We start from the raw sequence: 12675 nt of genomic DNA on the forward strand, positions 1-12675 counted from the left end.
AATGAGTATTCAATTTACTTCTAAAAAGGTTGGAGAACTATTGAAAAAAGGGAATTTGCGGATTCCTTCTTATCAAAGACCATATAAATGGAACAGAAAACATATCCGTAATCTTTTTTATGATTTACGAGATGCTATGGGGAAAAAGGAATATCAGATTGGTTCCGTTATCCTGCATAAGAATGATGGACACTTAGATATTGTCGATGGACAGCAACGGCTAATTTCAATTTCTTTGTTTCTTCATTCGTTAGATGACTTAGAGAATTATAAGGGTGCTAATCAACTGTTGAGTGCTGAAGAATTTGGAGAGCTATCTTGCTATCATGCGAGTGAAAATTATAATGAGTGGAAAAATTTAACTCAATTAGTTGGCGAAAATGAGGCAAAAGACATTTGCAACTTTTTATTAGAGAATTGTGCTGTCTCTGTGATTACTATGCCCCAAGAACGATTATCAGAGGCCTTTCAGCTATTTGATTCTCAGAATAATCGTGGAAAATCTTTAGAACCTCATGATTTGCTCAAGGCCTATCATCTTCGCAAGCAAGATTCCGAAGATGAAAGAATTGTTGAAAAGTGGGAGCAATTTGTAGAGGATAAAGAGTTAAGTCTCAAAGAGTTGTTTGATAAACATCTTTTTCGTATGAGACGTTGGTCGCGAGGAGAGACAGGATTAACAAACAAGCGTTATGGCTCTTATCTCCGTTTTACAGAGGATTTTATTGACGACTTTAAAGGCGTTGATTTGAATCAGAACTTTCCATACCTAGAATTGTATCGTCATATTGAAAAACTCCCCATGTCCATTACTATGCCAATCATTGATGGAAGTAAATTTTTTGAGTATATTGAATCGGTCCATTTTACCATTAAAGAGCATAAAAAAGTTTTAAATAAAAAGTTACGAGTCTCCAATGAGTCAGAGGGAGAAGAAAAAAATCTAGCTTACCCAGAAGGTATGTTGAATATTTACAATAGCTCAAAAGGACGCTACCTCAAGTGTCACAATATATTCCTAAATATTTGCTCGCTTTTCGCAGATAGATTTGGAAAAGAGGAGCTATCAAAGGAGATAGTAGAGACCTTGTTTATTTGGTCTTACTACCCTCGAGTTAAATCTAAAGCCATATATGATGCGACGGTTGGGAACTATGCTGCTGGTGGAAGGTTTAGACAAAAAGAGGTTCAAAAGCTATTTCAACTTTTATCTCATGCCGTCACTCCGAATGATTTCATGATAAAGATAGATAGAGAGTTATTTGAAAATTATACTGTGGACAAGATTATAGAAGAGGAAAAAGATAAATGGTAGAAACGCATATAAGCTTATCTGTTAATCGTCTGTTAAATGAAGATACCTATGCTATTCCTCTTTATCAGAGAAATTTTGCCTGGACTTATGATGAAATTGAGCAGTTATTGAACGACGTAGCAGATGCTTTTCAAGAAAATAGAGACAATTACTATATTGGAACATTAGTCGTTAATAAAGAGAATGACATTTTCAAAATCATAGATGGGCAACAACGGACAACAGCCCTTAATTTGATTGCCTTAGCTTTGAAGCATGAGTTTGGTTTTGATCTATTGAAAGCTGTCAATCTTACCTTTCCAGCTAGGAAGAAATCAAATGAGAATATTCAAAAACTATTTACTAAGGAAAAAATCTCTGAGGACGATGAAAATGAATTAACTAGAGGTTACGGACATGCTAAAGACGCATTGAAAAAAGTGCTAGAGGAGCGTCACCTTAATCCTCAGTCTTTCGTTGATTATCTTTTTGATAAAGTTATTATTTTTAGGAGTATACTTTCTGAAGATTTAGACTTAAATCTTTATTTCGAACGTTTCAACTCTCGTGGAGAACAACTAGAGGCTCATGAGATTCTCAAGGCGCAAATGATGGCTAAATTCGGTACAGATCAAGAAATGGCTCAAAAGTTTGCAAGAATTTGGGATGCCTGTGCAGAGTTTGATAAGCCGGTATCAAGTCAATTTAAGATGCGACGGAAGAGAGCAGATAATTTTCAAGAACGTGAACGTATTTTTGGATGGCACTTTTCAAATTACTCATTCCATAATATTTATGATGATATAGATTTTTATCAAAACGAAAGAAGAAAGTTATCAGATATATTAGGAAAAAAGATAAATGAAAAAAATATAGAAGTAGAAAAAGATTTTGGTGATTATACCCAAGTTATCGATTTTCCAACCTTCCTACTCCATGTATTGGCAATTTGGGAAGGTAAGGATACCAGTGAGATTCAGTTAGACGATAAGAAACTTTTAACTTTATTTGATATAAAAAATAAAAATAAGACTTGGATTATTGAATTCAGTGAATTTCTTCTTAAAATAAAACATATTTTTGATAATTACATCGTTAGAAATTCAAATATGGATTCTTCAAGCAGAAATAAGGATGAGTGGTTTTTGCAGAAGGGTACTTATTATGAATACCAACCAAATGGAAAAGCAAAAGAGCATTACATAGTTGAGGAACGCTTTACTAAAAATACATTTTCAGATTTGGAAATTAACAAAAACATCATTCTTTTGCAATCGATGTTTGCTGTGACTTTCACTGCCAATCGTGATAGTCGTTGGTTATATGAAATTTTACAATTTCTCTACAGACATATTGAAGAACTAAATGATCAAAAATTTGGTGATTATTTTAAAAAATTTCTTGAAAAAATGGCAGTGACGTACGCAGAAGAAAGATTGTTTACTGAGGATAGAAGAATTAAGAAATATGGGGCAATTCCCGTTTATGCTTTTAACTTTGTAGATTATGTTTTATGGAAAAATCGTGCCGAATTAGAGAAAGAGTACAAGGATATTAATTTTGATAATTTCAAATTTGCTTATCGTCGCTCCATAGAACATTGGTATCCTCAGAATCCAAATGGACATGATGGAGAGAGCAAATTATCTGCTGAGTTTTTACATTCCTTTGGGAATCTTTGTATCATTACCGATAGTCAGAACTCTAGGTTTGGCAATTCCTATCCGGAAGCTAAATTAAAACAATGGGAAGAAGAAGGTATCTTTCCTCGTCAGAGTTTAAAATTACAGATGATGGCTGCCATAACGAAAAAGAATGATAAATGGGGTATTTGTGAGATTAAATCTATGGAAAAAGAAGTGGAAAGATATGTACACGACTTTTGTGATAGTTAATTAAAAGCAAGCTTAATTAGGCTTGTTTTTAAATTTACATCATATGTGATATACTAGTAACGGAGGACATTTCATGAAACTAAGAATTTTTGCGGAAGATAAGCCAGCTGAAAAGTTCTTTGACTATCAGTTAGAGCTGGCAGACGAAACAATTATCCTATCAACAGCACTATTATCGGGTGCCATTGCTTTAGCAGGATTATTTTCTGCTTTGAAGGAAAAATAACAAAAGAAAAGGAAGAATAGAATGGTTTTACCAAATTTTAAAGAAAATCTAGAAAAATATGCAAAATTATTGGTTGCGAATGGAATTAATGTGCAACCTGGTCACACCTTGGCTCTTTCTATCGATGTGGAGCAACGTGAGTTGGCTCACTTAATCGTCAAAGAAGCCTATGCACTTGGAGCTCACGAAGTTATTGTTCAATGGGCAGATGACTTTGTAAACCGTGAGAAATTCCTCCACGCGCCAATGGAGCGTTTGAACAATGTGCCAGAATACAAGATTGCTGAGATGAATTACCTTCTTGAAAACAAAGCGAGTCGTCTCGGTGTCCGTTCTTCTGACCCAGGTGCCTTGAACGGAGTGGACGCTGAAAAGCTTTCAGCTTCTGCTAAAGCTATGGGCCTTGCCATGAAGCCAATGCGTATCGCAACACAATCCAACAAGGTTAGCTGGACAGTGGCTGCCGCTGCTGGACTTGAATGGGCTAAGAAGGTCTTTCCAAATGCTGCAAGTGACGAAGAAGCAGTGGACCTCCTTTGGGACCAAATTTTCAAAACTTGCCGTGTCTACGAAGAAGATCCCGTTAAGGCTTGGGAAGAGCATGCTGCTATCCTCAAGAGCAAGGCAGAAATGCTCAATAAAGAACAATTCTCAGCCCTTCACTACACAGCGCCAGGGACAGATTTGACTCTTGGTTTGCCGAAGAACCACGTTTGGGAATCAGCTGGTGCTATCAATGCGCAGGGAGAAGGGTTCTTGCCAAATATGCCGACAGAAGAAGTCTTTACGGCCCCTGACTTCCGTCGTGCAGATGGCTATGTCACTTCTACAAAACCACTGAGCTATAATGGAAATATCATTGAAGGGATTAAAGTAACTTTCAAGGGTGGTCAGATTGTTGATATTACAGCTGAAAAAGGAGATCAAGTTATGAAAGATCTTGTCTTTGAAAATGCTGGTGCGCGTGCCTTGGGTGAATGTGCCTTGGTACCAGATCCAAGTCCAATTTCTCAGTCAGGAATTACCTTCTTTAATACCCTTTTCGATGAAAATGCCTCAAACCACTTGGCTATCGGTGCTGCCTATGCGACCAGCGTCGTTGGTGGTGCAGAGATGAGCGAAGAAGAACTTGAAGCTGCGGGGCTGAACCGTTCAGATGTTCACGTGGACTTTATGATTGGTTCGAATCAAATGGATATCGATGGTATCCGTGAGGATGGGACACGTGTACCCCTCTTCCGCAATGGAGACTGGGCAATTTAAGGAGAAACTATGATTGGAAGTATGTTTGTCGGTCTTTTGATCGGACTATTAGCTGGAGCTATCACCAATCGTGGAGAACGGATGGGATGCTTTGGGAAAATGTTCCTGGGTTGGATTGGTGCTTTCCTGGGTCAAATGCTTTTTGGAACTTGGGGGCCTATTTTAGCTGATACGGCTATTATCCCATCAGTTTTAGGAGCTATGATTGTCTTGGCTATTTTCTGGAGACGAGGAAGTTAATTTCTTAAATCTGATACTCAATGAAAATCAAAGAGCAAACTAGGAAACTAGCCGCAGACTGCTCAAAGCACTGCTTTGCGGTTGTAGATAGAACTGACGAAGTCAGTAACATCTATACGGCAAGACGACGTTGACGCGGTTTGAAGAGATTTTTGAAGAGTATGAAACGAAAAGGAGGTTGGTCATTGAGCCAGCCTCTTTTTGAGTATGATATAATAGTTCTATGAGATTAGATAAATTTTTAGTTACCTGCGCAGTAGGGAGTCGAACGGAGGTCAAAAACTTGCTCAAGGCTGGGCGCGTGACGGTAAATGGTAAAAAAGAAAAGTCAGCTAAACTGCAGATTAATGAAGAAAGAGATGAGATTCGCTTTGATGGCCAAGTGCTAGAGTATGAAGAGTTTGTCTACTACATGATGAACAAGCCCCAAGGAGTCATTTCAGCGACTGAGGATTCTAAACACAGAACAGTGTTGGACTTGTTGGATGATATTGCTCGGACCAAGGAAGTTTTTCCAGTAGGGCGCTTGGATATTGACACGCATGGCCTCCTGCTTTTGACCAATGACGGCCAGCTTGCCCATGCTCTTCTTTCACCAAAACGTCATGTGGATAAGACCTATCTGGCACACGTCGAGGGAATTATGACCCAAGAAGATGTGGAGACATTTGTCAAGGGCATTCCGCTCAAGGATTTTACCTGCCAGCCAGCTAAGCTGGAGATTGTGTCGGTAGATTCAGTAAAGAATCAAAGTCTGGTTCGTGTGACCATTGCTGAAGGGAAGTTTCATCAGGTCAAACGCATGGTGGCATACTGTGGCAAGGAAGTGGTGGACCTACAACGTTTGACGATGGGGACTCTAGTTTTGGATGAGAACTTAGAACGAGGAGAATGGCGTCGCCTGACCAGGGAGGAGTTAGAGAATCTCCTTGCTAGTATTGCTTAGTTTGGATTATGTTAGAAAAGGTGAGGAGAATGTCCTTGCCTTTTTCGTTTTTCAGTTGCTTCCTTTGTGAAAAGAGTTATAATAGACAGTAGAATAAAAGGAGGAATCTATGAACGCGATTCAAGAATCATTTACAGATAAATTATTTGCTAACTATGAAGCAAATGTCAAATACCAAGCGATTGAAAATGCTGCCAGCCACAACGGAATTTTTGCAGCCCTAGAACGTCGCCAAAGCCATGTAGACAATACACCTGTTTTCTCATTGGATTTGACCAAGGACAAGGTTACTAACCAGAAAGCCTCTGGTCGTTGCTGGATGTTTGCAGCTCTCAACACCTTCCGCCACAAACTCATCTCTCAATACAAACTGGAAAACTTTGAGTTGTCACAAGCCCACACATTCTTCTGGGACAAGTACGAGAAATCCAACTGGTTCTTGGAGCAAGTGATTGCGACTGCAGACCAAGAATTGACGAGCCGCAAGGTTAGCTTCCTACTCCAAACTCCTCAACAAGACGGTGGTCAATGGGATATGGTTGTTGCCCTCTTTGAGAAATACGGTGTCGTTCCTAAGTCAGTTTACCCTGAGTCTGTTTCATCTAGTAATAGCCGTGAGCTCAATGCCATCCTCAATAAATTGCTCCGTCAAGATGCCCAAATCTTGCGTGACTTGCTTGCTTCTGGTGCGGACCAAGCGACTGTTCAAGCTAAGAAAGAAGACCTCTTGCAAGAAATCTTTAACTTCCTTGCTATGTCACTAGGACTTCCACCGCGTAAATTTGACTTTGCTTATCGCGATAAGGATAACAATTACCAAAGCGAAAAGGGTATCACACCACAAGAATTTTACAAGAAATATGTCAATATTCCTCTAGAAGACTACGTTTCTGTTATCAACGCCCCAACTGTTGACAAACCTTACGGCAAATCTTACACAGTTGAGATGTTGGGAAATGTGGTTGGTAGCCGTGCAGTTCGCTACATCAACGTTCCAATGGAGCGCTTGAAAGAATTGGCGATTGCCCAAATGCAAACAGGTGAGACTGTTTGGTTTGGTTCAGATGTCGGCCAGCTTAGCAACCGCAAAGCTGGAATCCTTGCGACAGATGTTTATGACTTTGAATCAAGTATGGATATTCAACTCACTCAAGACAAGGCTGGACGTTTGGACTACAGCGAAAGCTTGATGACTCACGCCATGGTCTTGACAGGTGTGGACTTGGACGAAAATGGCAAATCAATCAAGTGGAAGGTTGAAAACTCATGGGGAGACAAGGTCGGTACAGATGGTTACTTTGTTGCCTCAGACGCTTGGATGGACGAATACACTTACCAAATTGTTGTCCGCAAAGAATTGCTGACAGCAGAAGAACGAGCTGCCTATGAAGCAGAACCAATCGTACTTGCACCATGGGATCCAATGGGAGCCTTGGCAGAATAAAGTCTAAAGAAAAGAGGTTAGGGGAATCCTAGCTTCTTTTTTAAGTCCTTCTTAAAGTGATGATGGATGCTGCTTGCTAAGTGAGTTCTTCTTATTTTAAGTCTTTAAGTGACAGAGAAAAAGATATGTGTTACTATAGTAGTACAAAAGGATATTGGAGTAGAAATGAAGTATTTAAGTAGTCAAGACATCAAGGATTGTCAACGAAATATCAGTGACATTAAACCTTATAAAACAACCAAGGAAATCGTCGTTTCAAATATCTTTACATTTTTTAATGCTATGAACTTGGCTCTGGCAGTTCTGGTAGCCACAACCTTGCGATTTGAAAATATGCTCTTTTTAGGTGTGATTGCTATCAATACAGCCATTGGGATTTTCCAAGAAGTGCGTTCAAAAAATGCTTTGGAAAAGCTAAGTTTACTTGGTAAAAGTAAGTACAGAGTCAATCGAGATGGTCAAACGATCGAGATTGATCCGGAGGACATCGTTCTAGGGGAGTATCTGCATCTCAATCTGGGTGATCAGGTGCCTGTCGATGCAGAAGTTCTTGAAGGGAATATTGAAGTGGATGAGTCCTTGCTGACGGGTGAAAGTGATTCGGTCTTTAAAACAGTTGGTGACAAGCTGATGAGCGGAAGCAATGTCGTCAGCGGTACTTGTCTGGTTATGGCAACGGCTGTGGGTCCAGATAGCTATATTAACAAACTTGCAAAATCCAGCAAGGAATTCAAAAAATACCCTTCTCAACTGCGCGATTATATGGATAAGATTTTAAAAATCGTCTCCATCTTGCTGGTGCCAGTTGCCATTCTGCTTTATGTCAGAGGTTTTAGTCTAGGACGGACTTATGTTGAGATTGTTTTGGGAAGTTCAGGCGCCTTGGTCGGTATGATTCCAGAGGGCTTGATTCTCCTGGTTAGCGTTTCCCTAGCAGTAGCGACTATGAAGCTGGCCAAAAAGAAGGTTCTGGTGCAGGAACTATACTGTGTAGAGACCTTGGCGCGAGTAGATGTTCTTTGTTTTGATAAGACAGGTACCATCACGACGGGGAATATGAAGGTCCAAGAAATGGATGCTAATGTAGCAGAGAAACTGTCTTCTTATCTGGCTTATTTCGAGGATGAAAATGCAACTTCCAGAGCTCTGAAGACTTACTTAACCTGTGAGAAAAAGTGGGAAGTTCAAGAAGTCGGTGCCTTTTCAAGCAAAAACAAGTATTCCTTTGTCCAAGTAAAAGATGGAGGGACCTATTTCTTCGGAGCCTATGAGTTTTTAGGCTTTACCCAGCCGATGGATGCCTACTATGAAGATCTCAAACAGCAAGGTTTTCGAATCTTATCGCTTGCTCATAGCAAGGACCAGATTACGAGTCCAGCTAATGTGGAACTACTAGGCCACGTCGTTTTGTCAGATGAGATTAAGGACAATACCAAGGAAACCTTTGACTATTTCGAATCTCAAGGTGTTGAAGTGAAGATTATCAGTGGTGATAATCATGTGGCTGTATATGGGGTGGCTCGTAAGGCAGGTTTTAAGGAAGAAGCCCGTGCGATTGATATGACCAAGGTGAGTGAACAAGATTTTGAAAGAGTGGTCTTGGAACATGATATCTTTGGTCGGGTGACACCGGAACAGAAGCAAAAGATGGTATCTATTTTGCAAAATGCTGGTAAAACAGTTGCCATGAGCGGTGACGGGGTCAATGATGTTCTGGCTCTCAAGAAAGCAGATATCAGTTTTGCTATGAATGGTGCTACGAGTGCAGCCAAAAGTGTATCCAATATTGTTTTTCTGACCGATGACTTTGCAGTATTTTATGATATCTTGATGGAAGGTCGCCGGGTCATCAATAACATCCAAAAGGTAGCCTCTCTCTTTCTAACAAAGACCTTCTTCTCCATCGTGTTTGCCATTTTGAGTGTGGTATTTGGTTTGGAATTCGCCTTTATCCCCATTCAGTTTACAATCATTTCAGCCATTACGATTGGGATTCCGTCCTTCTTCCTGACTTTTGAGTCCAATAAAGAAAAGGTCAGTCATCACTTTATGCGGGATATCCTGACCAATGCTGCGATTGGTGGTGGCATTCTAGTCGCTAGTGTACTCTTGACGAACTTCTTTATCACTGTCCCAGGTCAGGTCAAATTTATTTGCTTCCTCCTTGCCCTGATCAATGGTCTGTGTCTAGTTGCCAAGGTCAGTCTGCCATTTAATCGATACAAACTAGTCTTGCTCATACTTTTGAGCCTTGCAGCCCTTGTTGGAATGCTTGTCAATACCTTTATCCTGCGAGGAGCGTATGTGCCTTTAGAAACCAGCCAAGTCGTCTATGTAGCCATCCTAGCAGTGGTGATTGGAGGCTTGCATTATCTGACTAGAAGAAAAAGTTGATACACAAAAAGAATCAGGTTTATTACCTGATTCTTTTTTATTTATATCCTCGATGGCTTGGATTACATAATCTTGAAGTAGTGAGCAACAATACCAACAATAAACAAAGCAACGATGATAATGATTGGTGAAACCTTTTTCTTAAGCAACCACATACAGAGGAATGTTAAGAGTAATCCTAGCAGTCCTGGAATTAAAGAATCAAGTTGACCTTGTAGAGTATTGTGTTTTACTGGTCCAAGGTTTATACCAGGAGCTCTATTCAGTATTTCAACTAATTTCTCCCCAGTTACAGAACCATCAGGAATTTCAACGTAAGCCTTTGGATCTGTAAGAGTTGTAGATGGTAAGGCGATTTTGAAACCAATATTGACCCATTGTTTTACAAGAACACCAATAATAAACATACCTAAGATAGAAGCGCCTTTGGTAATATCTTGGAGGATACCACCAGACATGTCTTTAGTGATTTCAGATCCAGCTCTGTAGCCGAACTCTTGTGTATACCATAGGAAGGCCATACGGATAGCATTCCATCCAAAGAAGAAGAGAAGGGGACCGATAATGTTACCAGATGCAGCAAGTGAAGCACCAAGGGCTCCAAGGATAGGACGAACTGTAAACCAAAATACTGGGTCACCAATACCAGCAAGAGGTCCCATCATACCAATTTTAACCCCTTGGATAGCCGCGTCATCGATTTCAGTACCGTTAGCGCGCTCTTCTTCAAGCGCAAGAGTAACCCCCATGATTGGAGCAGCTACGTATGGGTGAGTGTTGAAGAACTCAAGGTGACGCTCAAGAGCAGCCGCTTGGTCTTCTTTTTTAGTGTATAATTTTTTGATAGCTGGGATCAATGAGTAAGCCCAACCCAAGTTTTGCATACGCTCGTAGTTCCAAGAACCTTGTAGGAATTGTGAACGCCACCAAACTTTTTGACGATCTGATTTTGATAATTGAATTTTTTCAGCCATGATTGTTCCCCTTTCTAGTAGTCTTCTAGGATATCACCGATTGGGTCGTTAGAAGTGGCATTTCCTCCACCGATATCTCCACCTCTCTTAGAAAGGTTAATGTAAATAAGTGCAAGTGCAACACCGATTGTACCAAAAGCGATGAGAGATAAACCGCTAACAGCAGCAAGAGCAAAACCGATAGCGAAGAATGGCCATACTTCACGAGTTGCCATCATGTTGATAACCATAGCGTAACCAACAGCAACAACCATAGCACCACCGACTTCCATCCCTTCTTTTAGCCAATCTGGCATCGATTGAAGGGTGGCTTTTACAGAATCTGCAGGTATCATAAGTAAAAGAATAGCAGGGATTGCAATACGTAATCCTTGGAGGAGAAGAGCAGTATAATGTGCTCGTTCAACACCACGAATATCCCCTTTTTTAGCAGCAGAATCAGCACCATGAACTAGGGCAACTGAAGCTGTTCGGACAATCATGGTCAAAAAGAGACCAGCTACGGCAAGAGGGATAGCTGTTGCTGTAGCTACTGAGATATCATCTTTTGCACCACCACTCTGCACTAAAATAATTGCTGATGCCACGGATGCAAGAGCTACATCAGGTGCAACAGCAGCACCGATATTAGCCCACCCAAGAGCGATTAACTGAAGTGAACCACCCAGCATAACACCTGCTTCGAGGTTACCAGTTGCAAGTCCGATAAGGGTACATGCGACGATTGGTTGGTGGAATTGGAATTGGTCCAAGATACCTTCTAGACCGGCTAAGAAGGCAACAAAGACTACTAAAACAATAGAAATAATAGACATGTTCTAAATCCTTTCGTAAATTATTAAAAGCAAAAAGTTTAATTTTACTGCATGTTTGCTTTCTTAATCAAGTCAAACAAATCTTTTTTCGTGTCGTTTGGTACTTTACGTACGTCAAATTCAACACCGAGGTCACGCATTTTTTCAAAGGTTGCAACGTCTTCTTTGTCCATAGACAAAACGTTGTTGATCATTGTTTTACCTGTTGAGTGAGCCATAGAACCAACGTTAAGGGTCTTGATTGGCACGCCACCTTCGATAGCACGAAGTGCATCTTGTGGAGTTTCAAACAAGATAAGGGCATGAGTTTCGCCGAAACGTGGGTCTTTTGCAACGTCGATCAATTTCTGGATTGGGACAACGTTAGCTTTTACACCGTTAGGAGCTGCTTGTTTGATCAATTCTTTACGCAACTCGTCGTTTGCAACGTTGTCTGAAGCAACGATGATACGATCTGCTTTTGAATCTGGAGTCCAAGCAGTGGCAACCTGACCGTGAAGGAGACGAGTGTCTAGACGAGCAAGGTTGATTTTCAGTTTACCATCACCGATAACTGTTCCTTCTGGAATAGCAGCTTGGGCAACTGGAGCAGCTGCAGCAGTTGCAACTTCCTCAACTGGGTTAAGCGCTTCTGGAAGAGCCTTGATGCCATCTTTGGCTTCTTTAATGATATTCGCAGCGACTTTATCCACACCTGCATTCGCGTCCATAAGGCGCTCTGTGTAGGCTTGGATCAACATCGGCAAGTTCAGTCCTGTGATGATGGCAAACTTACGTTCTGGATTTTCTCCCATTACGCGGCTAGCTTGGTTGAATGGAGATCCACTCCAAAGGTCAGCCAATACTAGAACCTCATCTTCTGCGTCAAATGCAGCCACAGCGTTGTTGAATTTAGCGTAAAGGTCATCTGGACCTTCATTTGGCATAAAGGTTACAACTTGAACCTTTTCTTGTTCACCAAAGATCATAGATCCTGACTGATGAATACCCGCAGCAAATTCGCCGTGGCTCGCAATAATGATTCCGATACTCATTATTGTCATTCCTCCTTATAAAATGTTTGACTGTATGTTTAAGAAAACTTTAAGCCTAACTTTAAGTATAAATCGTTTTCATATAAAAATCAACTACTTTTTCTAAAAAGATGTAAAAGTTTTCATAGAATGACTTTTTAAAAATATTAA

The 12675-nt window shown here is 40.5% G+C and carries 11 protein-coding genes; 8 read left to right on the plus strand and 3 right to left on the minus strand.

From position 1 onward, the window contains the following. Position 1 precedes the first annotated feature (1 nt). The 8 genes from NYE79_RS01250 (at position 2) to NYE79_RS01285 (ending at position 9702) form a co-directional block, all read left to right on the plus strand. The gene (locus tag NYE79_RS01250) at positions 2 to 1315 is read left to right on the plus strand and encodes a DUF262 domain-containing protein (RefSeq protein WP_070567699.1); all 1314 of its coding nucleotides are present in this window, start codon (positions 2 to 4) and stop codon (positions 1313 to 1315) included. Continuing rightward, the gene (locus NYE79_RS01255) at positions 1309 to 3189 is read left to right on the plus strand and encodes a DUF262 domain-containing protein (RefSeq protein WP_070567701.1); all 1881 of its coding nucleotides are present in this window, start codon (positions 1309 to 1311) and stop codon (positions 3187 to 3189) included. Before NYE79_RS01250 ends, NYE79_RS01255 begins: the two co-directional genes overlap by 7 nt. A 73-nt stretch (positions 3190 to 3262) precedes the next feature. Beyond that, positions 3263 to 3415 (plus strand): hypothetical protein, encoded by a 153-nt coding sequence (locus NYE79_RS01260; RefSeq protein ID WP_049479444.1) that lies wholly within the window; start codon positions 3263 to 3265, stop codon positions 3413 to 3415. 21 nt (positions 3416 to 3436) lie between these two features. Next, positions 3437 to 4678, plus strand: coding sequence for an aminopeptidase (locus NYE79_RS01265; protein WP_216728804.1), 1242 nt, complete (start codon positions 3437 to 3439; stop codon positions 4676 to 4678). Positions 4679 to 4687: 9 nt separating this feature from the next. Continuing rightward, on the plus strand, positions 4688 to 4918 hold the full coding sequence (locus tag NYE79_RS01270) for a GlsB/YeaQ/YmgE family stress response membrane protein (RefSeq protein WP_216728805.1): 231 nt from the start codon (positions 4688 to 4690) through the stop codon (positions 4916 to 4918). A 223-nt stretch (positions 4919 to 5141) separates the two neighbouring features. Further along, positions 5142 to 5864: a pseudouridine synthase gene (locus tag NYE79_RS01275; protein ID WP_216728806.1), complete on the plus strand. Its 723-nt coding sequence runs from the start codon at positions 5142 to 5144 to the stop codon at positions 5862 to 5864. Between the two features lie 109 nt (positions 5865 to 5973). Next, positions 5974 to 7308, plus strand: a complete 1335-nt coding sequence (pepC, locus tag NYE79_RS01280; protein ID WP_339293733.1) for an aminopeptidase C — start codon at positions 5974 to 5976, stop codon at positions 7306 to 7308. A gap of 165 nt (positions 7309 to 7473) precedes the next feature. Beyond that, the gene (locus tag NYE79_RS01285; protein ID WP_339293734.1) at positions 7474 to 9702 is read left to right on the plus strand and encodes an HAD-IC family P-type ATPase; all 2229 of its coding nucleotides are present in this window, start codon (positions 7474 to 7476) and stop codon (positions 9700 to 9702) included. A 62-nt stretch (positions 9703 to 9764) separates the two neighbouring features. Here NYE79_RS01285 and NYE79_RS01290 read toward each other — a convergent pair whose 3' ends face one another. The 3 genes from NYE79_RS01290 to NYE79_RS01300 are packed head-to-tail and all read right to left on the minus strand — an operon-like array spanning position 9765 to position 12525. Beyond that, a complete protein-coding gene (locus NYE79_RS01290; RefSeq protein ID WP_000818312.1) occupies positions 9765 to 10676 on the minus strand; it encodes a PTS system mannose/fructose/sorbose family transporter subunit IID in 912 nt (303 codons plus the stop codon). A 14-nt stretch (positions 10677 to 10690) separates the two neighbouring features. Next, on the minus strand, positions 10691 to 11491 hold the full coding sequence (locus NYE79_RS01295) for a PTS mannose/fructose/sorbose transporter subunit IIC (RefSeq protein WP_000022710.1): 801 nt from the start codon (positions 11489 to 11491) through the stop codon (positions 10691 to 10693). A 44-nt stretch (positions 11492 to 11535) separates the two neighbouring features. Then, positions 11536 to 12525, minus strand: coding sequence for a PTS sugar transporter subunit IIB (locus NYE79_RS01300; RefSeq protein ID WP_303432167.1), 990 nt, complete (start codon positions 12523 to 12525; stop codon positions 11536 to 11538). Positions 12526 to 12675: the final 150 nt, after the last annotated feature.

This window comes from Streptococcus sp. FSL W8-0197 (genome assembly GCF_037963785.1).
GTDB classification, from domain to species: domain Bacteria; phylum Bacillota; class Bacilli; order Lactobacillales; family Streptococcaceae; genus Streptococcus; species Streptococcus oralis_CQ.

What these genes read in the sequence shown, in the direction of transcription:
- NYE79_RS01250 (WP_070567699.1), top strand. Translation starts at nt 2, where the DNA reads ATGAGTATTCAATTTACTTCTAAAAAGGTTGGAGAACTATTGAAAAAA.
- NYE79_RS01255 (WP_070567701.1), top strand. Translation starts at nt 1,309, where the DNA reads ATGGTAGAAACGCATATAAGCTTATCTGTTAATCGTCTGTTAAATGAA.
- NYE79_RS01260 (WP_049479444.1), top strand. Translation starts at nt 3,263, where the DNA reads ATGAAACTAAGAATTTTTGCGGAAGATAAGCCAGCTGAAAAGTTCTTT.
- NYE79_RS01265 (WP_216728804.1), top strand. Translation starts at nt 3,437, where the DNA reads ATGGTTTTACCAAATTTTAAAGAAAATCTAGAAAAATATGCAAAATTA.
- NYE79_RS01270 (WP_216728805.1), top strand. Translation starts at nt 4,688, where the DNA reads ATGATTGGAAGTATGTTTGTCGGTCTTTTGATCGGACTATTAGCTGGA.
- NYE79_RS01275 (WP_216728806.1), top strand. Translation starts at nt 5,142, where the DNA reads ATGAGATTAGATAAATTTTTAGTTACCTGCGCAGTAGGGAGTCGAACG.
- pepC (WP_339293733.1), top strand. Translation starts at nt 5,974, where the DNA reads ATGAACGCGATTCAAGAATCATTTACAGATAAATTATTTGCTAACTAT.
- NYE79_RS01285 (WP_339293734.1), top strand. Translation starts at nt 7,474, where the DNA reads ATGAAGTATTTAAGTAGTCAAGACATCAAGGATTGTCAACGAAATATC.
- NYE79_RS01290 (WP_000818312.1), bottom strand. Translation starts at nt 10,676, where the DNA reads ATGGCTGAAAAAATTCAATTATCAAAATCAGATCGTCAAAAAGTTTGG.
- NYE79_RS01295 (WP_000022710.1), bottom strand. Translation starts at nt 11,491, where the DNA reads ATGTCTATTATTTCTATTGTTTTAGTAGTCTTTGTTGCCTTCTTAGCC.
- NYE79_RS01300 (WP_303432167.1), bottom strand. Translation starts at nt 12,525, where the DNA reads ATGAGTATCGGAATCATTATTGCGAGCCACGGCGAATTTGCTGCGGGT.